The organism is Nostoc sp. (genome assembly GCF_036919575.1).
In the GTDB taxonomy this organism is placed as follows: domain Bacteria; phylum Cyanobacteriota; class Cyanobacteriia; order Cyanobacteriales; family Nostocaceae; genus Nostoc.
In genome coordinates this window covers 60,612-86,307 of sequence record NZ_JBALBY010000110.1, presented here as the reverse complement: position 1 = coordinate 86,307, position 25,696 = coordinate 60,612, and the positions used below count along the sequence as shown (strand labels likewise).

Here is a 25,696-nt window from a genome sequence, read left to right as displayed (position 1 = left end):
CTATTCGCCCCGGCTCTAAGTTCCCTCGTTCCCAGTCAGAGACTGGGAATGCCTATAGAAGGCTCCGCCTTCTGACTTGCGGCAGAGCCGCAATGATCAGCATTTCCAGCCAGAGGCTGTAAACGAGGTTTTGAAAAATTTTGATGTTTCGAGTTCTGAACACCAACTTCCGAGTTCTGAACACCAACTTCCGAGTTCCGAACATAAACTTCCGAGTTCTGAACACCAACTTCCGAGTTCTGAACACCAACTGCCGAGTTCCGAACACCAACTTCCGAGTTCCGAACACCAACTTCCGAGTTCTGAACGCCAACTACCGAGTTCTGAACGCCAACTACCGAGTTCAGAACACGAACTACCGAGTTCACAACGACAACACCCAGCAAAATTTTTACCTGTGCTGATTAACTATGGCGGAAGAACCAAACCCCAGTAGTCAAAAAATCATTAAGGTGGAGGGAACTGCTAAAGATCAGAGCAAACTAACTCAAATTGGTTCTATTAAAGCAGAGAATTTTTATTTGACCGCAGAACAGTTGCAAATTCTTGTTCAGCTAGAAAGCATTAATAAACCAGAATCGCCTGGAGTTCTCAAAGCTGGCAACCCTAACAAAAGTTTGGCTTACTGGCAGGGACGTAAAATAGAAATTGCCCAGATACAGCAATGGTTAACTGATAAAAATACCTTCCTAATTGGCATAGAAGGCATCGGTGGCACCGGTAAATCGATGCTAGCAGCTAAAATTTATGACGAAATTGAGGGTTTCCCGAAGGGATTTAGGGGATTTTGTCGAATTGGTAGATGGGCATCCCCTGTTGTTGAAATTGGTCGCAGATTTATTAAAAGAAGAATATCCCCAAGACCGGGATTTAAGACGATTGGCAGATTTAGGCTTAGGGAATTTGCGGCAGTTGTTGACAGATCCCCAAGTGGTAGGTATCCATCGTCGGGAAAATGTGGGGATGGTGTTGGTGTTGGATGCCAGTTTTGAGCGGTTGAGTGAATTACAAAAGACGTTGTTGCTGAATATTAGTGTTTATCGTGGTGCTGTTGATAGTGCAGCAGCAGTGGCTATGTTGCCGGGAAGTTCAGCACCAGAGATTGAGAAAGAATTGAGGAATCTGGTTAAGCGTTCTTTGTTGGTAGACAAACTCAATGGTAAGCGGCAATTTGATTTTCAGCCCGTGATTTTGGAGTATGTGCGCTATCAGGCTGGCGATCAGAGTGAGGCGCATCAAAAAGCTATAGGTTATTATTACTCAATTGCTAAACAACCGCCTTGGAAAACAAAAGATGATGTTAAAGAATACTTGGAAATCTTTGATCACTTTTATCAGTTGCAAGATTATAACTCTGCCTTTGATAGTATTTGGATTTGCAATGATTTTTTAACCTTGCGGGGTTATTATGCAGACCAAGTAGAATTATATGGGCAATTGGTAAGTAAATGGGAAGAAATTGGCGCTACAGAAAATTGGAATTATCGGGCTGCTCTCACTTCATTAGGCAATGCTTACAACTCCCTGGGACAGTACCAACGGGCGATAGAGTTCCACCAGCAGTCTTTGGAAATATCTAGGGAGATAGGCGATCGCAATGGCGAAGGTAATTCCTTAAACAATTTGGGCAGTGCTTACTGTTCCCTGGGACAGTACCAACAGACGATTAAGTTCTTGCAGCAGTCTTTGGAAATATTTAGGGAGATAGGCGATCGCAATGGCGAAGGTAAATCCTTAATCAGTTTGGGCAATGCTTACAAGTCCCTGGGACAGTACCAACGGGCGATTGAATTCTACCAGCAGTCTTTGGAAATATTTAGGGAGATAGGCGATCGCAATGGCGAAGGTAATTCCTTAATCGGTTTGGGCAATGCTTACGACTCCCTGGAACAGTACCAACGGGCGATTAAGTTCCACCAGCAGTCTTTGGAAATCAAAAGGGAGATAGGCGATATTCAAGGGGAAGCGATCGCATGGTTTAATTTAGGTCTGTCATTAGAAAACCTCAACCGAGAATCAGACGCGCTGGGTGCTTATCGCAACGCCCGCGAACTTTATCAGGCGATGGGACTTGATGCTGATGTGCAAGATTGCAACAATGCAATTGAGCGTCTTTCTCAACCAAAAACGCCTGTAGTCTCTCGTCGTGATTTTTGGCGTTGGTTGCATCGGTTGTGGCGTTGGGTACGCAGTTGGTTTTGGCAGTAAAATAAGGTGTAGGAATAGTGATGAACATAAATTTAAGACAGGATAATATTTGACACTATGTTACAAAATACCTATCAACTCCCCTTGACATTTGAACAAATTCTTACCCTAGTTAAACAACTTTCTGATTCAGAAAAATTGTTACTTAGCAAAGAGCTAGAAAAAGAAACCTTGAATAAAAATTTAACGCAATTACTAGAAGTATTTCAAACAGATGAATTATCTCTAGAGGAAATTACAGAGGAAGTAGAAATCGTCCGTTCTCAAATTTATGCCAGAAAACAAAACAATCAAGATAATCATTGATACTAATCTTTGGATTAGCTTTCTAATTGGTAAGGAATTAAAACAACTACAAAATCTTTTACTTGAAGAAACAATTCAAGTGGTAGTTTCTGAAGAGATATTAGAAGAAATTATCTTGGTTACTCAACGTCCTAAGTTCCAAAAATATTTTCCCCCTAACAAAGTCGATGAATTAATTCAAATTTTGCGAACTATTGGTTTATTTATAAATATAATATCCGAAGTTTATCTTTGTCGGGATGCAAAAGATAATTATCTTTTAGCACTAGCAAAAGATAGTGATGCTAATTTTTTACTCACAGGTGATCAAGATTTATTAGAGATTACAAAATTTGAAAATACTGAAATTATTACCTACCAAGAATTCTTACTGAAATTATAAATTTATTGAATAATAGTAAATTGAAAAAATAGCTGCGGAGAACTTGGATAAATAAACAACAATTATGACTCAAACAACAACTACTGAATATAAACATATTTTAGTCGATGAAGGCAATGTTCCTTTCATTAAAGGGACATCTATGAAAATTGTGGAATTAATTACTTCCATTCATGCTTATGGTTGGAGTCCAGAAGAATTACATTTTCAATATCCACATTTGAGCATGAGCCAGATTTATTCGGCTTTAGCTTATTATTGGGAACATAAAGAAGAAATTGATGCTGATATGCAGCAACGCTTTGACTATGCGGAAAGATTACGTTTAGAAACAGGAGAATCTCCATTATCTAAAAGACTCCGTGCAGAAGGATTAATTAAATGAGTGTTGCTCTTTATATTGATGAGAATGTGCATCGAGGAATTACAGATGGATTACGGATTCGGGGTAACAGTACAAGAAGATGGGCGGACTAGCTTTCCTGATCCTCTTATACTTGACCGTGCGACAGAACTTGAGCGTGTTTTGTTTTCCCAAGATGACGATTTTCTAGCTGAAGCGAACCGTCGTCAAGACAAACAAATAAATTTTGCTGGTGTTATTTATGCCCATAAACTCAGAGTTACTGTTGGTGATTGTGTTCGTGATTTAGAAATTATTGCTAAAACTGCCTATCTTGAAGAATTAAGCAATCGTGTTCAATACTTACCTTTGTAAGATTCGTGGAGACATGAGATGGAAACTGAAAGTGTAAATAAACCAGAATCATTCTACATTGCTATAATTCTCTATAAATCATCTTCAGATAAACCTGATTATCAACCTTTGTACCAAGAAAGCTTTGTTTTGATTAAAGCCACTTCTTTAGAGGAAGCAAAAACAAAGGCTTTGAATCATGGTAAAAATGAAAGTGTCAGCTATACAAATGAAAATGGAGAAACTATTACTTGGTCTTTGCAGCAAGTAGTAGACGTAAATTCAGTTTTAGATGATGACTTTGATTCATCTGAGGATATTGTTGATTTATATGCTCGACATTTTCGGAATTATGACGCTTACCAGTTATTTGAGCCATTATTGTCTAAAGAGCAACTTTAGGATTTACGCATTCTCTGATCGTGAGCTATAATTACTCACAACATTTCATAGAGTCAATCCTGGATAAGAAAAAATTCTTTCCTTGACTCTTACCCCTGATTTCAGGCGTGGGGTATTCTGAATTCTGAATTCTGAATTCTGAATTCTGAATTCTGTCTACTGACTCCTGCTCACTAATTTTTCTAGTCAACAACTCTCAACAAATAGTTAATTATGCTAGAAACAATTGCTAGCACAATTGAACCTAGCAAAGCAGGTAAAAAACCCTGAATCTCAAAACCATAACCAGGAGTTAAGGCACTTGCCAGCCAAAGGGTTAAGGCGTTGATCACTAATGTAAATAAACCAAAGGTGAGTAAGGTAATTGGAAACGTCAAAATCTGCAAAATTGGTCTAATAAATGCATTAACCAGACCAATAACAAGGGCAGCGACTAAGGCAGTCAGAAAATTCTTGATAAAGAATCCCGGAACGATATTAGCAGTAATAAATAACGCCACCGCACTACCGAGCCAAGTTAATAAAAAGTGTTGCATAAGTTTTTTTAGAGGAATTAGCAGTTTAATTAATTTGACTCTTGCCAGTTGTAATCTGTAACACTATCAGGTGTCGTTGTACTTAGCTCCGAAAGTTGCCATCATCTTTTATCAGCCCAAAAACAATGTAATTTTTCAGCGATCGCATCGAGAGATAGTTTCAATCAGGGTATCTTTATCGTATTGCAGGATGTACCACGAATTAAATTCATTAAAAATGATCTGAGCAGCAAAACTCCTACAGAGATTGCTCTCGGTCGAGAAACCTCCCGATCTAAAAGAGCCTGTATAGCATAAGCAAGCTCCAAAGTCAATAAGGGAACTGGCAAAATTGCACTATAGTGGATGGCAACTTTAGGATCAGCCTAACGCTGTTGGGGCGATCGCCGCAAAAGAACCTCCCAGGTAGAGCCACCAACTACACCGTCAGCTTCTAAACCATACCGCTTTTGTGCAGCTTTCACAGCTTCCTCGGTTGTCACGCCAAAGTCTCCATCGGCACCGCCTTTCAAAAAACCAAGCTTTTTCAGCTGTTGTTGCAACTTAACAACTTCAGAACCACGTAACCCTATACGCAAAATTGGCAATCCTTCTGAGGTGTATTGAACACCAGGAGTTCGCTTAGTAGTTGTGTTTGACTGAGTGGGAGTACTTGATGTAGTACGATTCGGCGTTTTCCGTGTGCTTGAAGTTGTAGCTTTTTTTGGGGTAGCAGGTTTTGGCTCCGGGTTGGTCGCAACAGCTTTTTTTGGGGTAGTAGGTTTTGGCTTGGGGCTAGTCGCAACAGCTTTTTTTGGTGTAGTAGGTTTTGGTTGAGGGCTAGCCGCAACTGCTGTTACAGCTTGTCTTGGAGGGTTGGGGTTGGGATTTGCAACGTTGGTGAGGTTGCTAGCCTGGGTTGGAACAGGAAAATTTGTGGTTGAGTTAAATCTTGGCTGGGATGAAGGGACGGTTGATGCTGCTACCGATTCATTGGGGAAAAGTCGTTGCCAAGTGCTGGCATCAACAACGCCATCTGGATTTAAGCCAGCTGCTTTTTTAAACCGGGAAACAGCACTGGCCGTATTCTGACTATATACACCATCGACGGCACCAGAATAATAACCCAAAAGTTTTAAAGCTCCTTGAAGTTCAGACACGCGTTCGCCTTGACTACCAACTTTGAGGGTAGGGCGGTTGATCGCAACTCCAGGATTTACTTGGGCAATTTTTTGTGGTGCAGCTATTGATACTACAGGCGTTGAGGCAATCAAGAGAGGTGTAGTGGAGAACAAGAGTATTTCAATCGCTGATAAACATTTACAGCTTTGTCTCCACCAACCTTTTTGCCGTTTTTCCATCCGAAAGCGATTTACAGTTGGATCTAGTAATTTTAAGTAACTCAAAATACTTGCTGTCAGGCTGCTTTGCATGGAATTTACTCCCAGAATATTCTCATGCTAATAGTACAGCCGCTTGGTCTAAAAAACAGCTGCATTTACGATGTCTTTGACGGGCGTAGCTGCGGCACACAATCCAATATCCCTAACCGTTCTCAAAAAAGAGAGAATTAAGGCAAAGCTATACGATCGCATTATTAATTGCTTCTTCTTGACCAACTAAAGACAAGTAAGGTGATTTTAAATACTTACAAGCTGAAGCGATCGCATCTTTGGCACTCACAGCCGCAATCAATTCTTGAAACTTTGTATCAAAATCAATTCCTAAGCCCAAAATTTCATACCAGCCGTATATTTGAGCAATTTGACCGTTTGTTTGTTTACCCAAGGCGTACTGCCCCAGAATCTTGTTTTTAGCAGCTTGGAGTGCGCTTTCGGTGACTTCGGCGGTAGACAATAAATCTACTTCTGTACGCAGTCCCTCTAGGGCGATGCTGGTGTTCTCCGGTGCTGTACCCATGTAAACCACAAATGACGCTGGAAATAGCCTTGTGGAGTAAAAGGCAGATACTTCGTAAGCTAAACCTCTTTTTTCTCGTAATTCCACAAACAAGCGACTAGAAAGCCCATTTCCCAAGTAGGTAGACAGCAACTTCAGTGGGGCGTAGTCAACAGAACTCACCGATGTTCCCAAATAACCAAGCATGACGATTGATTGTTGTGTCTGTACTGCCTTCAATCTTACCTGCGGTTCTACCTTAATCTCAGGTAAACTCAGTATTGGCAGTGCTTGGGCTGTAGTTTGCCAATCACCAAAAACTTCTTCCACCAATGCTACTGCATCTGTAGGTGTGACTCTACCAGCAATACTAATTACTAGATTATCTGGACGGAAATAAGTTTGGTGATACTGCACTAAATCCGCACGAGTTAAGCGGCTCATGGTGGTTTCATCTCCCAGCACTGACATAGAGTAGGGATGATTTTGGTACATTACCTGCCGCATTTGTTCAAAGGCGACATTGAACGGTTGCTCTTTTTGGGAACGAATATCTTGGAGTGCTAAACGCCGTTCTAGTTCCACTTCAGCTTCGGGAAAAGTAGGCGATCGCAAAATCCGCCCTGCCAATGTTAAAATTTCTGCAAAATCGGATGTTACCGTTTTGAAAGATAGCAAAAAATAATCAGTACTGGCATCTGCACTCAAACTCGCCCCTACAGACTCGACAATTTCAGCAATTTCCAAACTAGAAAGGCCATCGCACCCCTTTGTCATCACTGCTGATAGCAAATGTGCCAACCCTGCTTGCTCCCGGTTTTCGTGACAACTACCGGCACGCACAAAGATTCGCGCCGCAACAATATCCGCAGCCGGATTTTCTGCCACCAGCAAGACAATGCCATTATTCAATACAGTGCGATGGATAGGCGATTTTTGCAGCAAGGTTGTCATTTGTCATTTGTCCTTTGTCATTTGTCATTTGTCAGTTGTCCTTTGTCATTTGTCTTTTGCTAATGACTAATGACTAATGACTAATGACTAATAACTAACACGGTTTAAGTACAGTAACCGCATAATTTTGCGGCGAGAGATACTGTTTAGCTAATTTTTGCAGTTCTTGGGCATCAAAAGACTGAATCTGCTGGAGATATGTCACAGCTAATTCAGCTTGGGCGATGGTATTGTAATACCCATAAAGCCCCGTTAGCTGATTTGGCGTTTCGGTAGAAAACGCATACTCATTACATAGCAGCCTGCGTGTACGGGCAAGTTCCTGTTCACTAATTCCTCTAGTCTGCAAATCATCCAAATGAGCGCAAATTAAACACTCAACTTTCTCCAAATTTTCTGGTTCCAACCAAGCAGTAATTGTAAATAAACTTGATTCCCGTTGTAGAGAAAAACTACTGCCAATTCCCTGTACCAATTGCAAATCTTCTCGCAAATCGCGCACTAAACGCGAAGTCCGCCCTTCTGCCAATAACACCGACAACATATCTAAACCATAGCCAGTGCGGATTGACTCTACTCCGGGTACTAGCCACGCCATCAACAATCGCGCTTGCTCTATGCGTGGTAAACACAGTTCTTCACGCTGAATTCCTGTTATCACTGGCTTTGCCACTTTCTCAAACTGCGGACAATTCGAGCGTTCGGCAAAATCAGCAAATGAATGATTTAGCATTTCCCAAGCTGGTTGCTGGGCTATACCTCCGGCAATTACTACCGTCATGTTTTCCGGCTGATAGTAAGTGCGGTGAAAACAGCGCATTGCTTCTGGTGACTGCTGCATCAGTTCTTGCTCAGTACCCAGCACCGAACGTCCGTAAGGATGATGCTGATAGATGCTTTGAATCAGAGCTTGGAATCCTATCCAGTCGGAATCGTCTTGACAAGAGCGAATTTCCTCTAGCACCACGTCCCGTTCGCGGCTAAATTCATCTTCTGGAATTGCCGCATTCAGCAGTAGTTCTCCCAAGTAGGGCAGAGTATCTTTTAAATAAGGGGCAGCTGTGGTCAGTGAATAATGAGCATAATCATAGCTTGTCGCCGCATTACTGACGCCACCCCGGTTTTCAACCTTATAATCGAACATTCCAGGGGGTAGCGTCGCCGTACCTTTAAAAATCATGTGTTCTAAAAAGTGCGCCATGCCGAACCACGGTTTTGGCTCTAGGCTTGCTCCAGCACGCACCCAAACATCCGCCACAACTACAGGGGTAGTGGGAATTTCTTGATGAATAAAGGTTAAACCACTCTCTAGTCGGAAGACCGAAGCTGGAAATACGCTATTAGTTAGTTGTTTTAACAATTTTTTGTAGCTTTAACCACAATTTAAGATAATTTTGTTATCTTAACTCTGAACGAGACCTAATTTAGAATCAAGTTATACAGATTTTGTTTTTATCACCAGCTATTGCTAACTTCAGTAGACGTGACTCTTTTGTAAGTTGACAAAATAATAAGGGTTTGTGCCGATGTTTTTGGGACTGACAACAGCAAGCGCAAGCGATCGCAGAAGAAATTTTTTACAATCAATCCTATTGCTCAAAAAACTGTATCATAAAGTACTATATTTTAGCGATACCTTCGATAGCTTTGGTGAACTACCTGATACATTTCTGGATTTCGCCGAATGAACTGAATACAAGCATCTACACAACGAAGGAATTCTTCACCCAAACCAAGTTCCTGCTCTTGATACCAGATACAAGCCTGAGCCACATCTTCTTCGGCCTCTGGCAAAATAATCAGATTTATAAGCACCATACTGTCTAGTACGAATTCGCTCGTTAACTTCTTCCCAGGAACTACCTGAGTCAGGATTTTGTAAATAGATTGCTTTTCTCTTAGCAAGTTCTTCTTTTTGCCAGTCAAGCACAGGAATTTGTTCTGGAACTTGGGCAATGCTATCCCATAAGTCTTCAACAAGCTGCAATTTTTCTGAGAGGGTTAACTCAAAAATCTGGGTGAACTCTGCGTTCATACCAACCTCGTTCAGTAAACCTCTTGCGAAAATACTTGAACCGCCAGGGACTCAAGTCCCTCTCTTATAGCAAAAGTCCGTTGAAACGGACTGAAACTACTGTTATTAGTCGGTTTAAACCGACTAGAGCTATAAGAAAAGAAAATTTATTTTCGGGTGGATGTTCGACTTTTGCAAGAGGTCTAGTGACTAGCAATTTTGTTCTAAGTCTATCACTGGCAACACCGATGCTTTCAGAATGGCGTTTTGAAAAGCTTATTAAAAAGTCTTATTTTCTACCAATTCCAGTGGCACTTGTTGCAGTGCTATAAGTTTTTCTGATTTAAATTATTAAAGCTCCCAAATTCTAACTGACTTTGGGAGCTAATAATTTTAAGTTCACCGCGACGCCGTTTTACCTAAGTTTATGACCTGGTTTAACCAGGTGGGAACCTAAATTCCTCGTTTAAAGTTTCCGGGTACATGCCCGGTTTACTGCCACGAGAACTGTTTGACTCCCTTGTCTTTAAAGGCATAGATCAAAAAACTTGATGGCAGTCACCAACGTCGTAGTGCAACTCACTCATTATAACTTTCAAAAAGATGTTGTGTGTTCAATATCGAAAGTTTCTGAAAAATTTACCTGGGATACCAGATGGATTCTATGGTGTGGGCGATCGCTGCGCCGACACCGTTGGCGATCGCACTTCCCGATTCTCTATTTTGATTATCCAGCAAAACGGTGACATGTCCTAACTTTCGCCCCGGACGTGATTCTGTCTTCCCATACCAATGAAGGTGCGCTTGGGGAATCTCTGCTATTTTTTGACGCTGGCTTTGGTAGTCGCTGTGAGAATTTTCATACCCCAGTAAGTTCACCATCACAGCGCCAGCACACTGCAAAGCCGGATTTCCCAAAGGTAAACCACAAACGGCTCTCAGGTGTTGCTCAAACTGAGAAGTTTCACAAGCGTCTAGGGAAAAATGCCCAGAATTGTGAGTACGGGGCGCAATTTCATTTACTACGATTTTGCCATCAGCACCCAGAAATAGTTCAATTCCAAAAATTCCCACTACTTCTAGGCTATTTAATAGAGTATGTGCGATCGCTTGGATTTCTGCTATTTGATTGGGCGTAATCTCGGCTGGTGCAATCACCCGCCGACACACTTGTTGTTCTTGTTGGGTTTCTACCACTGGATAAGTTACAATTTCTCCCTCCACAGAACGCACTGCAATTATTGCTAGTTCCCGTTCAAATGGGACAAATTCTTCTAACAAGAAAAGTGATTGATTTAAAGTTAGCTTTTGCTCTAAAGTAGCAAAATCCTGAATTATGAAAGTACCCTGACCATCATAACCGTGGCGTCGGGATTTGAGGACTAGGGGAAAACCTAGATATTCTATTTTTGATTTAAGATTTTCCGCTTCCTCAAGGGCGAAAAACTGAGGAACTGGTAAGCCCAAATCGCGTAAATAGCAACGCTGATGATATTTATCTAAAAGAGGAGCTAAAGCTTCTAATCGTGGGCGGAAACAAACGCCTTGCTGTGCTAAAACAGATAAAGCTTGCAGGTTAACAAATTCGTTTTCAAAGGTGATAACATCACATTTTTGAGCTAATATTTCTGTAGCACTGGCATCATCTACCGGGGCGAAAACGATTTCCTGAGCAATTGACACCGCCGGGTCGTGTTCACTAGGAGTTTGTATGACCAATTCTAATCCTAGCTTCTCTGCTGCATCTGCCATCATCCAGGCAAGTTGTCCGCCACCAATTACACCAACACGCTTCATTGACATCCTAGAGAATCACGAGTTTGCACACCTGTTTTGGAATTCACACCACTGGCTGTCTGGCACAGTTCTTTGATTTGCGCCCTATCCAAAATTGCATCTGTAAAATCTGCACCGTCGATATTCACATCATTAAAGATAGCCCGGAGTAAAAGAGCTTCTTTGAAAACTGCATCGCTCAAATTAGCCTTAGTCAAGTTTACCTGATCAACCATTGCATTAGTTAAATCTGCTCCGTGGAGATTTGCTTTTGTCATCACCGAAGCGCTCATGACTGCTCCCCGCAAGTCAGCGTTTGCAAAGTTAGCCAGTTCCATATTAGCGTTAGAAAACTCCGCAGCTTGCAAACTTTCACCAGAAAAATCACGTCTTGACAACTCTGCATTGCTAAATGACAGTGGATGAGTCCAGTCTACTGCCAATGCGGGATCAGCCACGCACCAGATAATAATTCCTAGAAGGAACGCCAACCCTTGGCGCCAAAATATATCGAGAGTCAATTTGGTGTCTAATCGCTGCATTTAAGCTTACCGCATTTGAATATTAGCAAGACTGGCTTATCCTAATTGAGACTCGCAGCCTTGCTACCGGACTTGGGGAATGTGTATTTCCCTTGCTTAATATTTTCTAACGCAAAAACGGCATAGGTGTAGCCCTTCGCGGACATCACCTTTAGCTAGAGAGCGGCAATATTAGGAGCATTAGGAGCGATCGCACTCAGTATATAGCGTTTGGGTAGAGCAACTGAGGTACACTCAAATCTTTTTACCAAGGTTAGTAACTTTGAAAACGTACCTCAGCAAGTCGGGAACTACTATATTTACACATCACGCGTTTTGAAAAAATTATAGATAGCAAGGGCAATGGCTAAAAGCAACACTGCATGAATTAAATTTCCAGCAATATGAAGTGCCAGTCCTAATGCCCAAACAGCAATCAGTACAACAACAATACCCCAAAGTATATTCAACATATATTTGCTCTGAGTCCAGTAAGTTTTAATTTGCTCATAGATTTTACTCCTAGCTTCACTTTGATTCTATTTACCCTCAGAGAGGTATATAAATTTAAATCATCTTTCTTGAGAAAGAAAATTAATTACATGGGCAATTATCGCAATTTGCGATTACTGCTTTTTACTTACAGCACTTGTTGTAGCAATGGGTCAACTAGAGCATCACACGGCCGGCAATACTTTTCAGTTCAGCGTAAACTACTCCCTGATGTTTTGGGTGACAGAGAAGTATTAAGATACCATGCCTTTCTGGAAAATAGATTGTGGCATGTGTAGTAAGAGAGCAAATAGCACTTGATGCTCAATTTAGCTTAAGGGGGTCTAATGATTGATCGCTTTGTGAATTTAATTTTTATCGATTCCTTTGCCCTGGTAATTAATTTGACGTTTGGTACATTGCTTCGCACTAAAATCTGCAACTATTCATGGGATGGAATTGTAGGTGATAAGCTTTCAACACCAGAGAGTAGCGCTAGTTCTTCTGAATCGTCACCATCCTTGGAGGAAGTAGATACAACCACTTCTATTTCATGAAGCCTGCCTGCTATTGTGTCGAACGCGATTGCAATCGGAACAGTGCCGTTATGCAATCGCTCGAAGGTCAAACAGGACTTACGCAAACAATAGCCGAAACCCTCATTTTCTTCTTAGGGGCAATTCATGAATTGCCCCTGAGCGCGTGTAGTTTTGCTTTAGTCCTATCAAACTTGAAATTCCTAACTCTAAAGGAATGGTTTAGCCGGATAAAACAATGTCTCCGATGGGCTATTCGGTGACGCTCGTTAATTTATTCACAATTCTTCATATTTAGATTTCAATTTTAGGGTACAAAGAGTTTTATTAAGCAGTAATACTGACCAAATTATTTACAATACTTTACTTTCAATTTTCCAAGTAAAGTTTATTGTCTTTCAAAGTAAACAGCCCCGATAAACTGTTAATCTTTTAATTAATCAAAGCAAGGTTTGAGCGTAATTATATGCGTCTCAATTGCTTAACAAAGCTTAAAAGTCGGATAATTAGCGTTAATTTTATAACGATTAGTTGGTTCTTCAGGAATCTCCAAGAGTTTACATTCACCAAGTACACAACTTCCACAAACCGAACTCTGAAACCCGATGATGAATCATTACTCACTTCAATGGATTGAGGCATGGTGCCAAGAAAATGGCTGGACAGATTTATTTGTAGAGCGACGTAACAACTTCTGGGCTTTCCCTCCGGGTGGGGTAATGCCGGAACCAATTCCAGTTCATGTTCTCAGATTGATTAAAGCCGAAAAGGGATTGACTTTTGAAGAACGATTGTGGTCGATGTCCGCAGTAATTGGCACAATCCTAGCTGTTTTTTTTACCTTTTGGTTTCAGTCGCCGATGCCATTAGTTTTGGCTTTTGCTTTTAACGCGGTTACGGTGGCTCAGTTTGAACTTGAAGATGCCTAAATTCTTATGTTGGGCTTTGCTATTAAAAACTGCTCTTGTCTACTTTCAGCAAGAGCAGTTTTTAATTTCAGAAAAAGAGACTAAATCACCACAGTTTTTGCTAAAGATTATTAGTTACTAATTATCGATTGACCAATGCAGCTTCTCTAAAATTATGATTCTTTGTTAGCGCACAGACGCGTAGCAGTGGCGTTAGCGACTACGAGCATAACCTAAAGGGCTTACCGTTAGGTATCGCAGCAGAAAACCTCATCAACAAGCATTAAAAGAATTTTGTTCGTTGGCTGATCGCGTAGTATTAGCATTTGACAAGCACATTAGTCACATTGCTGCGAAACTGCACCATCGCTTCACTCGCACCAAAATGTGTTGCAATCTGAGGTAACAGCATCTTTCGTTGTGTCGCCCATAATAACGCACGTTGAAAACAGGAAATCAAAGACTAGACAGGCTAATTGATTCTCTATCCACAGTCGCTAAAATGCCCCACAATCTCACCGTGCAATCTCCTAACCCCGTAGATGACGCCGCCAAGATCATGAATGATTTTTCACGGGAACAGGTTGTGGGGACGGGATTGTGAGGTTATGAAAAACTTTTTATAAGGACAGACTTATATATCTTAAGATTAGTAAACAGGAATAGTTATTTTTTGTCTTAAATTTGTAGCTTACTAAAAACGTGAGGTTATACTGCACTTGAGTAATTTATGACACGCCGTCAGTATAGTAATCCACCAATAGAAGAGGCAATCTGTGAGTTTCGCTTTGCTCCTGGACAAGCATGGAATTTTACAATCCCAGGCTTGTTCTATGAAAAAGCAAGAGATTTATACACAGGTGAGCCACAGGAGCAAAGCTTAATAACAACGGAATTTAAATTTGGGCGGGTGCCGCCTGCAAAGCCTGAGATTACGGTAACACAAGAGATGCCCAAGTTTTTGTTCCCTTCTGCCGATGCCACAAAAATAGTAGGTGTGGGGCCTGATGCACTGAGCATCCATAGCCTTCGCCCTTATGAAGGGTGGGATGAATTTAGTCACAGAATTGATCAGGCATTCCAATTTTATTTAGAAGTTGCTAAACCTGTTGGTATAACCCGTATTTCTCTTCGCTACATAAATCGAATAGTTATTTCAGCTGATGAGGCAGTTGACCTTAGTGAGTATTTCAATATATATCCTCAGTTTCCAGATAGCCTTCCAAGCAACATATCAGGATTGGTGACGCGAACTGAATCAATTTATGAAGATATTCCAATTAGGCTAGTGATAACCTTATCAGATGCCGAACCACCATCTGAACAAGTTGTATTTATACTTGATTTGGACATTTCTCAAACCTGGATAGAAAAGCCTTTATCCCTTAAAGAAGTGCTTTCTAATTTACATGAATTAAAGAGTAGAGAAGGACAAGCCTTTGAGAGTTTGATTACTGATCGCACAAGGGAGTTATTCAATGTCAAGTAAAGCCGCCTATTACACAAAAGACGAACATCGCAATTCAGAGACAACAGCGCTATCTCAGATACGCGGCAAATTAACCCAACTTCCGCTTTCTCAATCAGCAGAAGGCTTACAAAGTGCATCGGTTGGGCAAAACGCCAATCTTGTTATTCTTGCGACAGACAGAACATCAACCGTGGGGAGTTGGAAGTATCGGTCTAAAATAGCTGCTTCTTCAGTTCAAAGGGTCAAGGCTATCTCTGGACAATCTGATAATTATGTAGCTTTGGAACTTTTAAGCTGGAGCTATTCACCAGCTCACAAAACTCACAGAAGAATTGCTGAACTAGGATCTGACAATGAAACTTATAAATACGCCATAGAATGGTTGAAGCGACTACGCACGGTTGTTGCTGCTGACCAAATGTGGTGGGGTGAACCACTGGTAAATCTGAGCTTTGACTCAGAAATAGTTTTTGAGTGGTGGCACGGAACCAAAAAGTTAACTGTTTATATTCTGGGAAATACCGCAGAATACATCAAAGTTTGGGGGACTGACATTGACAATGAAATGGAAGACGGCGCGTGTGCATCACCTGCTCAACTTACGGCTCTCTGGAAATGGCTAGTTTCATAGAGGTTTGCAGTGAGCGATGTGGTTACAGATGATGAGCTATTGTATCGGTGCATTTTTCGTGGATTAGACAAATATTACCGCATTGGAGAGTTTGGATTAGAACTTAGCTCACAAGCATTTACAGATAGAAATCAAGCTCCTTCTGTTGACAGAGCAAAGCTTCGTGGTTATGACCCACAATGCACGCAGAAAAACCCAGATGATGGTGTAGTGAGCTTAATTGCTGGCGAAGTTCGGATGATAAATGTTTCTCAAAACGATCCAAAAGGCAACCCAGTTTTTGATTATAAAATTGATGTCTGTCCAAGACCAACAGACGACAATCCATCTCACGCACAAATTGAGCCATCTCCTAGTTACACGAACAAAGGAACTTTTAAAAAAGTTGCAGAAAAGCTGGCACGGCTTGCAACCGAGAGAATCAAGAAAGAGGATTGGGAGATTAAGCCACAGGATTTACCAACCTAGTCCTTCGCAATATCCTTATCATCTGTTCACATTCACTTAAAACACCACTCGACACAGTGGTGTTTTTGTTTGAGCTTGCGATCGCCCTATCGAGAGGTGATGAAAGATTTTTCAGCACGCTAGACTTGTTCCTGCTCTGCCTCTTGTTGAATGCCAATAAATTCTCTTCTTAATTCGTCGTCGGACGGTCTTTGTGGATACTCTGTATGCGTGTATATCCAAAACAAATAAACGACGCGCTTCGTCTCGTTGACCACATACATGAAGCGACATTTCTTCGCCGCTCCATCTAATCCAGGCGCTCTAAATCGGATTTTTCTAAACTTAAAATCCGTTCTATACGTTCCTTTAGGAAAATTTTCATCGTCTGAAAATGAATTAGAGCTAGGATTCTCACGGAGTTGACTAATATAGCCATTAACTAACTCCTCAAAAGAATCTCTAGCTCTTTCATTTTTACGGTAGTGTTTTCTGATTAATTTTTCGAGACTAGTCTCAAACTTCTCTAATGGCTCTATCTGATATGCTTCGCAGCCAGTCACGGGTTTCCTCCGGCTTTAACTCTTTGCTTTGCATTGTACCTGAGTACAACTGTTCTAGAGTATCAGATAAAACCGCTTGATAGCTCGGATCTTCGCGCTCAACAGCATCTAAAATAGTGTCAATCAGTGTATCCATAGCCTTCATACAAGACCTGAAAGCTTCTGTCTGATTGGTTGTGTGCAAATATAAAAGGTAAATTATTGCCCAAATTTTACTCTTTAAGCTAAAAACACCTTTGGTAGGTGGTTCCAGCCATTTATATGCAAACTCTTTTAACCCTTCGCGGTCTTCAACAGCAAGGTCGCTCCACTCCTGCTTGACTCTATGGGTTAATTTACGAATCTTGGCAGTTAACTGCTCAAAATTCGATGACGAACCGATCTTTCTTTGCCGGATCTGCTCAAACTCATGAGTAAAAATTACGATCGCAGTGGACACCGCTACACTCTCCTACTTTTTGTGCCTTTGGACAACACCAATCAAGAACCGTTTGACCTTGACAAACTATATCTACAGCTTTTTACCGCGTATATACGGCTTTTATCTATTGTATTACAAGAGATACTTGCTGTCTTCCGCAGTCAACTGGAGGCAGATGTTTGATAATTACCGTTACAGTAATCATCAAAGTTTTACAATTGGATAGCTAGCTATCCAATCAAGTCGAGCTTTCCAGGCAAAGTGATCGATCCACTAGCTAAACAATTTTTCAACCGCTGTGCTTTGCTACCATATATATGGACTTGTGGACGATAGGGGAGTTGAACCCCTTGGAACCGGGATTAGGAGTCACGTCCAGCACCACGCATCGCCCATGAGCTAACCAAGGCAGTAAGTTTTACTTACTGCCTTGACTTAAAATCATGATTTCGCGTTTAAATTTGTCAAAGATGGATTGAAATCGATTGTTTCGTTTAGCCGTTTGCTTTTTTGTTCTGCAAGGAATTTCCCGACTTTGCGAATATTATCCATCAAAGGGATTGCCTCTGCTATATGCTCAGGAGATAAATACAAAGCTGAAGCGAGTCTTACCGATTCTAAAGGATAAATTCCACATTTAATCAGCGTAGTAGTTACACGACTGATAGCGCTGTAGTCATTAAGCGGTTGAGTATCATAAAAATCACGAATAAGAACGTGCTTGGGCAAGCTATTTTTTAGCTTGATTTCTTTAGAACTTAACCCTTGCAGCATCTTGTTGATTTCATCGTGAGTATCGGAAAAAATAGCTCTACTCTGGCGATGAACCTCTCTCCACTCGTTTACAGCACGCATTAAATCGCAACGAATCTTGTCCTTGAGCAAATTTCTTGTTTTAACTCTCTGCTCATGTTCCTGCAATAACTTGCGAAATTGTTCGTCGTTGCATTGGAGATACCAACCCGTTTTAAGGTGAATTAACTGGCGCATACCGATGTCACGAATTAATATACGCGACTGTTGTGCTTTTAGGTTGTTTTTCGCATCTTGGGCATCAGACGCAAAATATTCAGTCAAGGCAGCACAAAACCGATCTTCTAGTATGCTGCGCCCTTGAGGGTCTTTATAGTTCACCAGCTTTACGTCCTTGCCAGCAAAAGCTTTCAAGTATTCTGGGAGGTTATTTTCCACCAGGTCTGCCTTTTCAACGCGCTCAACCCAGTAAATAATTGCCGTATGATCTTTGCCAACAAACCGTGCTAATCCACGATGCGACATTCCAGATAACCCAGTTTTTTTAACTGTGAAATATTCTATTCCGTCTTCGTCACATCGCAACAATTGTTCAGACGAATATTTACGTTGATTCATGTGTAATCTAGGTAATTTGACAGCCTACTTTTCTACTAGCAAAAGTTGCTTGCAAGTGAAATACCAAAACAAAACTAAGCATTCAATAAGTCTGCGTGACTTTAAAAGCAGGCAATTGAAAAGTAATATGGTATCGAACTAAACTAGCTTTAAGGCTTTGAGTTAGATACTTTATTTACAGGTATCAAATATTTTATCTTGCTTGCGTATAAAGACAAGCGGTTTTAAAAGTCTCTAAGCCTTATTGATTACGGTTTCCCAAATCTTGAGCAGCTCAAGCGCCGATTTACCGCCAAGTTTTTCCACTTCCTGCTCAATCTGCATGGTTTGATGACGAAGATTAGTCCATTCTTTCATCTTCGCTACTAAATCTTCAGCAACTTGCGATACAGTGTTTTCGCTTGATACCTGTTGGGTAGATGTGGATGTATCCATAGTCTCGTTTTCAATTTTGTGATTTGCTGTGAAGTGATTAGCAGAAATATTAGAAGTGCAGCCGTTTTGTTCACTCTCAGAGAAATGTTCTTGCACTACTTCTACGCTAGCGCCAGGAACATTTTTCAAAGTAGGTGATGCGATTGGAAATTCCACTGCACGAAAATAGACATGCTGTGTTTCACTGACATCACGCCGTACAAGTTTCAGTCCAAGCAAATACTTAAGATACTTGTGAACCGAGGTGTAATCAACCTTTGTAACAGGCTTTTTTAAAGACTGTGCTGTGCTTCCTTCCGGCTTGATTGCCCAAAAAACCTCTTTTGCCCTTGGGTGTAAGGAGTCAAGAACAGAAGTTAGTTCAGCTAAATTACTAGCTGATCCCTCATATTCTGCTGCCTCTACCCCTTCATTGTTATTGCGTTGACCTATTGGCAACCCAGATAGTTGATTTTTGATATCAGAATAGTCTAAACTATGGACAGTACGATCCATAGCAATCCTCCTTTTATGGGGTTTGCGCTTATAGAATATCCGCTTCCAAACTAGTTAATCCGATGAGGGTGGCACTTCATTTTTCTTAACTTTTGGGAGCGGTATTCTTTTGGACAGGGTAATTTACTCTGCCTCAATTAATACTAAAACATAGTAATGAATTTAATCAAGGGAAATCGAGAGTATTTTCACTTATCTCGATTTTTATTCGATAAGCAAAACTAATCTAAAGAGGCAATGGATAGAACTATGTATAGAATCTTTACAGATTAGTATTTTTAAACAGATTAATCGCGCTCTCTCGATTGAATTAAAGTTTTGCGCTCGCCAAGGTTGAACAGCAAGACCGATGTTCGCAAAAATTATGTAATTTAAGTATCTCCTAAATTAGAGTAGTTCGAGACTGGTTCAATGCCAGATTTTACCTTTTCGATTCTTGAGAAACATAGGTAATCAAGATTTAGATTTATTTATTTACTCTCGAACGCAAATAGTCAATTGTCCAAGTGATTTTATCACTCTTGGGGATGCGTACCCTTTGAACTTTCACTATACTTTTAAAGGCTGTTGTTTACAAAAAGTAATTTTACCCTTTATTAATGACTCCTGTGCTATGGAAGAAGAAAAGTGAGATATTTTCTATCGTGCTTTCTTTTTGAGAACTGGCACAGGTTTAGCTTTTGCCGATGGCTACTACGTAGGCCGTGCAGCCAGGAGCCAGTGTGGGAAAGTATCTGGTGTAAGTGGAGTGTGTGGTCTACTCTTTGCTTGAGTGCTGAGTTAGAAGTTGGGAATTAATAGTTAGCGATTAGGTATTGTGTATTGGGAAGAATTCAGTCCCCAATGCTCAATACCCAATTCAATAAGCTTGTAATAAACATTTGCTGGATGCTACCTTCTACAAGGTGACACAGGATTTTGAGTGATTTTTTTAACCATGAAGCGTAGACACAAAGTAGCTTATAGCTTGACATCGCTGATCAGTCTCAATTTAATATCTAGCTTAGTTGCATTTGATTGGGCGATCGCCACACCAACGTCTCCGACAAACGCCACACCACCAAGAACCCCAGACAAAAGTATCAACTGTGAAATTTTAGTTGTGGGTGGTGGACTATCTGGCGTCGCCACAGCTTACGAGGCGTTACTAGCAGGACGAACAGTTTGCCTCACGGAAATTACTGACTGGCTGGGAGGACAAATTTCGGCTCAAGGGACATCTGCGTTAGACGAACGCCCAACTCAGCGAGCTCTCAAATTCTATTCTCGCGGCTACCTAGAATTGCGAAACCGGATTGGGCGCAAATACGGCAAACTTAACCCCGGTGACTGTTGGGTAAGTGAATCTTGTTTTCTTCCCCGCGATGCTCACACCATTTTGACCCAGATGCTTAAAGATGCTGAAAAGCGCGGCAGAGGGAAGCTGCAATGGTTTCCCAACACAGTAATTAAGGATTTAGAAATCGCTGCTGATGGCAAAATAATTAATAGTGCGATCGCTATCCAACATCAACCAGCAAAAGGCGCACCACCTCTCAATACTTTTACTTTATCTCAAACCATTGAAGATGCCTATCGCTACGAAAACTCATCTCAATTTACTAAAACTATTCTCCGTTTCATCCCCAAGGCAGCGAAAGGGGATGCTCCTAAATGGTACGTCGTAGACGCTAGCGAAACTGGAGAAATTATCGCTCTTGCTGATGTTCCCTACCGATTAGGCATTGATGCCCGTTCCTATCTAGAACCTTCGGCTTCGGGCATCAACAACGACCCATATTGCCCTCAAGGTTTTACCTACACCTTTGCAATGGAGGCAACCAAGGAACCGCAACCGCAGACGATGCCCCCATTTTATTTACAATACGCGCCATATTTCAGCTATGAATTAATGCGACTGGCTAACTTTGATTTGGTTTTCACATATCGTCGCATTTGGAGTCCAAACAAAGGGAAACCAGCAAAATTCGGCGGTGTCAATTTTACTGCATCCACGCCAGGGGATATCTCCATGCAAAACTGGACTTGGGGTAACGACTACCGCCCAGGAACAGCCAAGGATAACTTGATTTACAGTCGCCAACAGTTACAAGCTACTGGACAGTTACAGCCAGGAGGCTGGATGGGGGGACTGCGGATACAAACCCTCCGCAACGCTGAGGAAAATGCCCTATCTTTCTATTACTGGTTGGTAGCTGGGACTACAGATTCCCAACTGGGGGAGGGTATAAAGCAGCAGCAAGCCAATAACCGCTTGTTGTCAGGGCTAAATTCTCCGATGGGGACAGTGCATGGCTTATCAAAATATCCTTATATGCGTGAAGGACGGCGCATCATTGGCCGCCCCAGTTGGGGACAACCCGCAGGCTTTGGTATTTGGGAAATTGATATTTCTCGCCGAGATTACAATGATGAGTATTACTCCAAAACTCTGCCAGCAGATATGTATCGTAGGCTACGAGCAGCACTTGCAGGTTTAGAAGCAGTATCAGTAATTGACGGTAAAGTTTCACCAGACAAAGCAATGCGACGGACTCGTTCTACCATCTTTCCCGATGCTGTGGGTATTGGTCACTACGCGATAGATTTCCATCCTTGCATGGTGAATAGTCCTCCAGAAGCCCCTGGTAACACAGAACGTCCAGGCGAAAGACGTGGTGCAGGACTTGCTTATCCCTTCCAAATTGCTCTGAGGGCGATGATTCCCCAGAAAATTGATAATTTGTTGGTAGGAGGCAAAAGCATTGCTACTAGTCATATTGCTGCTGCTGCCTATCGGGTACATTCCTTTGAATGGTCATCTGGCGCAGCTGCGGGGACTGTGGCTAGTTTTGCCATCAAAAATGCGATCGCACCTTACCAACTAGTCGATGACTTACCCAAACAAGAGCCACAACTAGAAGCACTCAAACGGCTTTTGCAACAAAATGGCAACCCTACCGCTTTCCCCGATACATCTATTTTTAACGAAAACTGGGATAATTGGAAATAGGGCATTGGGCATGGGGCATTGGGCATTGGGCATTGGGCATTGGGCATTGGGCATTGTGCATGGGGCATTAGTTATTTCTTCCTCATCTTCCTCATCTTCCTCATCTCCCTCATCTCCCTCATCTCCCCACTCCCCACTCCCTACTCCCCACTCCCTACTCCCCACTCCCCAGACAATAGACTAAACTAGTTATTTATTTGTAAAATTATCTTGCTCAATTGTTCTATGGTTATGACATTTTCAGCAGATGTTTACGAGATGGCCACAGCACCAACTATAGCTCCTGAACGGTCTAATCAAGTTACCAGCAAGCCGTATCCAAATTACAAAGTGATTGTATTAAATGATGATTTTAATACATTCCAACATGTGGCTGAATGTTTGATGAAATATATTCCGGGAATGACTGGCGATCGCGCGTGGGATCTGACTAATCAGGTACACTATGAAGGTCAAGCGATCGTCTGGGTCGGTCCCCAAGAACCTGCGGAACTTTATCATCAGCAGCTGCGCCGAGCAGGTTTGACACTGGCACCTCTAGAAGCAGCTTAATCATCATGGGCAAACCCACCGTAGATCCCCTCCGGGCAGCTTCCCAAAAAGCTGCCAGACTGGTTTGGAATCACTCGACACACCTTTCTGGTCTCATCCCCATTTTAGAACGTCTTTGTCAGCAGGATAGCATCCAAACCGTGACGCCGGGAGTAATCGGGCGGTCAAAAGGTCATTGTCCAAAAATGCAACTGCGTGTCTCAGTACCAATTCGCGGCGGCTATAAAGTAATTGCACGGCAGGGGAAGACGGTACAAGAGGTGTTTATTTTGACCCCTTTGGCTCAGTCAGAACTGGAAACGGCATTAGCGATCGCGATGAAATCTTAATCATGCCCAATACAGCAGAATTCAGAATTAAGGAGTCAGAATTCAGAAGTAAAACAGGCTTTATACCTGGGTTTGAGACGAATCGTTGTGTACTTCACCTTCTTTGAAATCTGCTGTAATTATTCCTCAACACGGTGTACTGCAAATTTGTGTAGTGGCAGACTCACAATGCAAGAAAAAGTTAAGAAATATGACAGAGCCGTAGTTATTTTCAAAGGCATGAGTACAGATTCCCAGTCGGGTAAAACTATTTTCTCCATGCCAAAGGCTACACAATAAACTAGCCAGTAAGTAAAGCTCATTCTAAACAAAATCCGCTCTGTTTCTTCCATCTCATTTTTTTGCTGCTTACCGTCCCACAATAATACCAGTCCAATAATGCAAGCTACAAAGGAAACAGCAACTACAAATTCGTGACAAAATATATTTAACGAATGCATTTGTGTTTATCCCCACATTTTTCACTTGAGATTCAGTCTAAAGGAATATTCCTTGCAGAAATACAAAATATTTACAAACCTCAATAGAGTCATGTAGTTTATGTAAACAAATGCAACAAAAATAGTTGTTTTACAAATCTAGATATTTTTAATAAAAATTAAGTATTGCGATTAGGTATTGCGATCGCCAGTGTTAACACTTTACTGGGGAATTGTGCGATCGCTCAAATTACTTCAAATGGTACTCTAGCCATAAACGTAGGTTAAAGAACTCTCAACCAGCAACTAGCGCAGCACAAATCATAGTTTGCTAATTGCTGGATGAATTGCTGCGTGTTCAAGAGATTGCACTTGTTTGAAGACAATAGCTCAGAAATCTTAACTTTCATTCGGTGGGTTTAAGTCACCGGCTACAAAAGAAGCCGCAAGTTTTGTGGCAATGAGTCTTTATCCCCTATACATTACTGTACCCAACGGCTACGCTCAGGGCATCGCTTCCGACTTGCGACTTCCGACTTGCGACTTCTTTAACAATTTTCTCCTGATGTTTCACAAGCACCAATACTCACCCAGCAGCTAGAACCATCTTCCCAATGCTCTTTCTTCCAAATGGGAGCATTGTGTTTAAGCGTATCAATAGCATACTGACAAGCTTCAAACGCCTCACTCCGATGAGGACAACCCACTGCTACTAAAACGCTAATTTCTCCAACTTGTAAACGTCCGGTGCGATGATGAATCACTACCCGATTCACATCAGGCATAGATAAGCGAATATCAGCAGCAATTTGATAAAATATCCGCAATGCCATAGGTTCGTAAGCTTGATACTCTAGAGCAATTACAGGTTTACCATCAGTTTGGTTGCGAACCACGCCACTCATTATCACCACAGCACCGTTGGCTGGATCGTCAGACTTAGCATAGATTTCTTCAAGAGACAATGGTGCAAAGCTAATGGCAAAACTATCTTCGGCTCTTGGTTTAACAGCAGAGGCAAGTGTAGTCGTCATAACTGCGTTGGTATTATGTAGGCTTTTTCTATTCTCTCTGAACAAAACGCTGCTGGTGGATGTTTAGTTGCTCTTGCTAATGCTTTTGGGCAAAACAAGGATTTTTGAGATTACAACTATTTTCAGGTAAATAGACCACGCGGGTAGGGGCACAGCAATGCTCATTGGTGTCAACTTAAGGTGAAAGCCTTTTAAAACCTCGTTTCCAGCCTCTGGCTGGAAATGCACCTCATAGCGGCTCTGCCGCAAGTCTTGAGGCGGAGCCTCTGGGAATGCATTCCCAGTCAGAGACTGGGAACGAGACTATCTCTGAAAGCTGGTTCTAGACTGGCTTTAACCTTAAGTTGACACGCATGAGCAATGCTGTGCCCCTACGACAGATGTGGTTCAAATACATGATTTCTGCTGTAATAACAAGAAAAATTTCATCTATGTAAATTGATGTATAATTAAGATAGTTATATATATTACTACTTAGCTATCTTAGTCTAAGTAATTTTATTTCCCCACAAAAAATTATTAGGGTGTAAATATGCAAAAATTTAGTTAAAATAACCAGAATTCATCGATCATCCTTCTGAAAGCAGATTAGTATAATTAAAGTCATCAAGCTATATGCTTGCTATGTTATTTAAATCTGATCGTGACTTTATTAAGCTATCAAGTGCAGTCAGAGAGAGCTAAATTGATCAAGAAGCAAATTTCCGATTTGGGCTACTAATTAGCAGATGTATATTATAGGACTTAAAGCCTGTCTCTTAGTAAGTAGTATTTTAGCGCCGCTACCCTAAGAAGCGTGGATTCACAAAGCTTCTGTTTAGTAGGTGCAACGTTCGATAGCGTAAGGCATCTTAATAAAAGCTGTAAGTTATTACAACGCTTTGCAAATGATTTAGACCACAAATCGTCGGGTGGGCAAGTTGTCA

Annotated in this window: 33 protein-coding genes and 1 other RNA gene; 18 read left to right on the top strand and 16 right to left on the bottom strand. The window is 41.5% G+C overall.

Annotated elements, in window-relative coordinates; genetic code table 11:
* The first annotated feature begins 76 nt into the window (after positions 1-76).
* From V7K27_RS29090 to V7K27_RS29055, 8 genes are all read left to right on the top strand, one after another.
* The gene (locus V7K27_RS29090) at positions 77-436 is read left to right on the top strand and encodes a hypothetical protein (protein WP_334951913.1); all 360 of its coding nucleotides are present in this window, start codon (positions 77-79) and stop codon (positions 434-436) included.
* A complete protein-coding gene (locus tag V7K27_RS29085) occupies positions 411-992 on the top strand; it encodes a hypothetical protein (RefSeq protein ID WP_334951911.1) in 582 nt (193 codons plus the stop codon). Before V7K27_RS29090 ends, V7K27_RS29085 begins: the two co-directional genes overlap by 26 nt.
* Positions 916-2,208: a tetratricopeptide repeat protein gene (locus tag V7K27_RS29080; RefSeq protein ID WP_334951909.1), complete on the top strand. Its 1,293-nt coding sequence runs from the start codon at positions 916-918 to the stop codon at positions 2,206-2,208. The genes V7K27_RS29085 and V7K27_RS29080 overlap by 77 nt, the downstream gene beginning before the upstream one ends.
* Positions 2,209-2,265: 57 nt before the next feature.
* Positions 2,266-2,514, top strand: coding sequence for a type II toxin-antitoxin system VapB15 family antitoxin (gene vap15 / locus V7K27_RS29075; protein ID WP_334951908.1), 249 nt, complete (start codon positions 2,266-2,268; stop codon positions 2,512-2,514).
* Positions 2,480-2,896 (top strand): putative toxin-antitoxin system toxin component, PIN family, encoded by a 417-nt coding sequence (locus tag V7K27_RS29070; RefSeq protein ID WP_334951906.1) that lies wholly within the window; start codon positions 2,480-2,482, stop codon positions 2,894-2,896. Before vap15 ends, V7K27_RS29070 begins: the two co-directional genes overlap by 35 nt.
* 64 nt (positions 2,897-2,960) lie before the next feature.
* Positions 2,961-3,281, top strand: a complete 321-nt coding sequence (locus tag V7K27_RS29065; RefSeq protein WP_334951904.1) for a DUF433 domain-containing protein — start codon at positions 2,961-2,963, stop codon at positions 3,279-3,281.
* Positions 3,282-3,299: 18 nt separating this feature from the next.
* On the top strand, positions 3,300-3,614 hold the full coding sequence (locus tag V7K27_RS29060; protein ID WP_442947657.1) for a DUF5615 family PIN-like protein: 315 nt from the start codon (positions 3,300-3,302) through the stop codon (positions 3,612-3,614).
* Positions 3,615-3,632: 18 nt separating this feature from the next.
* Complete coding sequence (locus V7K27_RS29055; protein ID WP_334951901.1) at positions 3,633-3,995, top strand: DUF4288 domain-containing protein; 363 nt, start codon at positions 3,633-3,635, stop codon at positions 3,993-3,995.
* A gap of 182 nt (positions 3,996-4,177) precedes the next feature.
* On the opposite strand, the gene V7K27_RS29050 is transcribed toward V7K27_RS29055, so the two are convergent.
* The 4 genes from V7K27_RS29050 to V7K27_RS29035 all read right to left on the bottom strand — a co-directional run bounded on the left by V7K27_RS29050 (position 4,178) and on the right by V7K27_RS29035 (position 8,723).
* Positions 4,178-4,531, bottom strand: a complete 354-nt coding sequence (locus tag V7K27_RS29050; RefSeq protein ID WP_334951899.1) for a phage holin family protein — start codon at positions 4,529-4,531, stop codon at positions 4,178-4,180.
* Between the two features lie 365 nt (positions 4,532-4,896).
* Positions 4,897-5,943, bottom strand: coding sequence for a peptidoglycan-binding protein (locus V7K27_RS29045; RefSeq protein ID WP_334951898.1), 1,047 nt, complete (start codon positions 5,941-5,943; stop codon positions 4,897-4,899).
* Positions 5,944-6,091: 148 nt separating this feature from the next.
* The gene (locus tag V7K27_RS29040; RefSeq protein ID WP_334951896.1) at positions 6,092-7,363 is read right to left on the bottom strand and encodes a M16 family metallopeptidase; all 1,272 of its coding nucleotides are present in this window, start codon (positions 7,361-7,363) and stop codon (positions 6,092-6,094) included.
* A 94-nt stretch (positions 7,364-7,457) separates the two neighbouring features.
* On the bottom strand, positions 7,458-8,723 hold the full coding sequence (locus V7K27_RS29035) for a M16 family metallopeptidase (protein ID WP_334951895.1): 1,266 nt from the start codon (positions 8,721-8,723) through the stop codon (positions 7,458-7,460).
* Between the two features lie 160 nt (positions 8,724-8,883).
* Between V7K27_RS29035 and V7K27_RS29030 the strand changes: the two genes are divergently transcribed.
* Positions 8,884-9,051: a hypothetical protein gene (locus V7K27_RS29030; RefSeq protein ID WP_334951894.1), complete on the top strand. Its 168-nt coding sequence runs from the start codon at positions 8,884-8,886 to the stop codon at positions 9,049-9,051.
* Positions 9,052-9,086: 35 nt separating this feature from the next.
* Here the strand turns inward: V7K27_RS29030 and V7K27_RS29025 are convergent, their stop codons facing one another.
* The 6 genes from V7K27_RS29025 to V7K27_RS29000 all read right to left on the bottom strand — a co-directional run bounded on the left by V7K27_RS29025 (position 9,087) and on the right by V7K27_RS29000 (position 12,794).
* The gene (locus tag V7K27_RS29025) at positions 9,087-9,398 is read right to left on the bottom strand and encodes an addiction module protein (protein WP_334951892.1); all 312 of its coding nucleotides are present in this window, start codon (positions 9,396-9,398) and stop codon (positions 9,087-9,089) included.
* Between the two features lie 374 nt (positions 9,399-9,772).
* A non-coding RNA gene (gene ssrS / locus V7K27_RS29020) (6S RNA) lies at positions 9,773-9,956 on the bottom strand.
* A gap of 60 nt (positions 9,957-10,016) precedes the next feature.
* Positions 10,017-11,174, bottom strand: coding sequence for a 5-(carboxyamino)imidazole ribonucleotide synthase (locus tag V7K27_RS29015; protein WP_334951998.1), 1,158 nt, complete (start codon positions 11,172-11,174; stop codon positions 10,017-10,019).
* The gene (locus V7K27_RS29010; protein ID WP_334951890.1) at positions 11,171-11,695 is read right to left on the bottom strand and encodes a pentapeptide repeat-containing protein; all 525 of its coding nucleotides are present in this window, start codon (positions 11,693-11,695) and stop codon (positions 11,171-11,173) included. The genes V7K27_RS29015 and V7K27_RS29010 overlap by 4 nt, the downstream gene beginning before the upstream one ends.
* A gap of 299 nt (positions 11,696-11,994) precedes the next feature.
* Positions 11,995-12,147 (bottom strand): lmo0937 family membrane protein, encoded by a 153-nt coding sequence (locus V7K27_RS29005; RefSeq protein WP_334951888.1) that lies wholly within the window; start codon positions 12,145-12,147, stop codon positions 11,995-11,997.
* Between the two features lie 461 nt (positions 12,148-12,608).
* Positions 12,609-12,794 (bottom strand): hypothetical protein, encoded by a 186-nt coding sequence (locus V7K27_RS29000; protein WP_334951887.1) that lies wholly within the window; start codon positions 12,792-12,794, stop codon positions 12,609-12,611.
* A 513-nt stretch (positions 12,795-13,307) separates the two neighbouring features.
* On the opposite strand from V7K27_RS29000, the gene V7K27_RS28995 reads away from it, so the two are divergent.
* From V7K27_RS28995 to V7K27_RS28975, 5 genes are all read left to right on the top strand, one after another.
* Positions 13,308-13,631, top strand: coding sequence for a hypothetical protein (locus V7K27_RS28995; RefSeq protein WP_334951885.1), 324 nt, complete (start codon positions 13,308-13,310; stop codon positions 13,629-13,631).
* Between the two features lie 421 nt (positions 13,632-14,052).
* Positions 14,053-14,214: a hypothetical protein gene (locus V7K27_RS28990; RefSeq protein WP_334951884.1), complete on the top strand. Its 162-nt coding sequence runs from the start codon at positions 14,053-14,055 to the stop codon at positions 14,212-14,214.
* A gap of 126 nt (positions 14,215-14,340) precedes the next feature.
* The gene (locus tag V7K27_RS28985; protein ID WP_334951882.1) at positions 14,341-15,099 is read left to right on the top strand and encodes a TIGR04255 family protein; all 759 of its coding nucleotides are present in this window, start codon (positions 14,341-14,343) and stop codon (positions 15,097-15,099) included.
* Positions 15,089-15,712, top strand: a complete 624-nt coding sequence (locus tag V7K27_RS28980; protein ID WP_334951880.1) for a hypothetical protein — start codon at positions 15,089-15,091, stop codon at positions 15,710-15,712. The genes V7K27_RS28985 and V7K27_RS28980 overlap by 11 nt, the downstream gene beginning before the upstream one ends.
* A 9-nt stretch (positions 15,713-15,721) precedes the next feature.
* Positions 15,722-16,180, top strand: a complete 459-nt coding sequence (locus tag V7K27_RS28975) for a hypothetical protein (RefSeq protein ID WP_334951879.1) — start codon at positions 15,722-15,724, stop codon at positions 16,178-16,180.
* A 119-nt stretch (positions 16,181-16,299) separates the two neighbouring features.
* Here the strand turns inward: V7K27_RS28975 and V7K27_RS28970 are convergent, their stop codons facing one another.
* The 4 genes from V7K27_RS28970 to V7K27_RS28955 form a co-directional block, all read right to left on the bottom strand.
* The gene (locus tag V7K27_RS28970) at positions 16,300-16,722 is read right to left on the bottom strand and encodes a hypothetical protein (protein ID WP_334951877.1); all 423 of its coding nucleotides are present in this window, start codon (positions 16,720-16,722) and stop codon (positions 16,300-16,302) included.
* On the bottom strand, positions 16,676-17,161 hold the full coding sequence (locus V7K27_RS28965; protein WP_334951875.1) for a hypothetical protein: 486 nt from the start codon (positions 17,159-17,161) through the stop codon (positions 16,676-16,678). The genes V7K27_RS28970 and V7K27_RS28965 overlap by 47 nt, the downstream gene beginning before the upstream one ends.
* Positions 17,162-17,584: 423 nt before the next feature.
* A complete protein-coding gene (locus V7K27_RS28960; RefSeq protein ID WP_334951874.1) occupies positions 17,585-18,514 on the bottom strand; it encodes a hypothetical protein in 930 nt (309 codons plus the stop codon).
* Positions 18,515-18,748: 234 nt separating this feature from the next.
* Complete coding sequence (locus V7K27_RS28955) at positions 18,749-19,444, bottom strand: hypothetical protein (RefSeq protein WP_334951872.1); 696 nt, start codon at positions 19,442-19,444, stop codon at positions 18,749-18,751.
* 937 nt (positions 19,445-20,381) lie between these two features.
* Here V7K27_RS28955 and V7K27_RS28950 point away from each other — a divergent pair.
* The 4 genes from V7K27_RS28950 to V7K27_RS28935 are packed head-to-tail and all read left to right on the top strand — an operon-like array spanning position 20,382 to position 23,317.
* Positions 20,382-22,436 carry an FAD-dependent oxidoreductase gene (locus tag V7K27_RS28950; RefSeq protein WP_334951870.1) on the top strand — a complete coding sequence of 685 codons (2,055 nt, stop codon included), beginning with the start codon at positions 20,382-20,384 and terminating at the stop codon, positions 22,434-22,436.
* A 10-nt stretch (positions 22,437-22,446) separates the two neighbouring features.
* Positions 22,447-22,620: a hypothetical protein gene (locus V7K27_RS28945; protein ID WP_334951868.1), complete on the top strand. Its 174-nt coding sequence runs from the start codon at positions 22,447-22,449 to the stop codon at positions 22,618-22,620.
* A gap of 41 nt (positions 22,621-22,661) precedes the next feature.
* On the top strand, positions 22,662-22,988 hold the full coding sequence (gene clpS / locus V7K27_RS28940; protein ID WP_334951866.1) for an ATP-dependent Clp protease adapter ClpS: 327 nt from the start codon (positions 22,662-22,664) through the stop codon (positions 22,986-22,988).
* A gap of 5 nt (positions 22,989-22,993) precedes the next feature.
* Positions 22,994-23,317 (top strand): DUF2103 domain-containing protein, encoded by a 324-nt coding sequence (locus V7K27_RS28935; protein ID WP_334951864.1) that lies wholly within the window; start codon positions 22,994-22,996, stop codon positions 23,315-23,317.
* A gap of 119 nt (positions 23,318-23,436) precedes the next feature.
* Here the strand turns inward: V7K27_RS28935 and V7K27_RS28930 are convergent, their stop codons facing one another.
* Together V7K27_RS28930 and V7K27_RS28925 are read right to left on the bottom strand one after the other, a co-directional pair.
* Entirely contained in the window at positions 23,437-23,757 is a 321-nt protein-coding gene (locus V7K27_RS28930) for a hypothetical protein (protein WP_334951862.1), read from the bottom strand.
* 527 nt (positions 23,758-24,284) lie between these two features.
* On the bottom strand, positions 24,285-24,770 hold the full coding sequence (locus V7K27_RS28925) for a molybdenum cofactor biosynthesis protein MoaE (protein ID WP_334951861.1): 486 nt from the start codon (positions 24,768-24,770) through the stop codon (positions 24,285-24,287).
* Between the last annotated feature and the right edge of the window lie 926 nt (positions 24,771-25,696).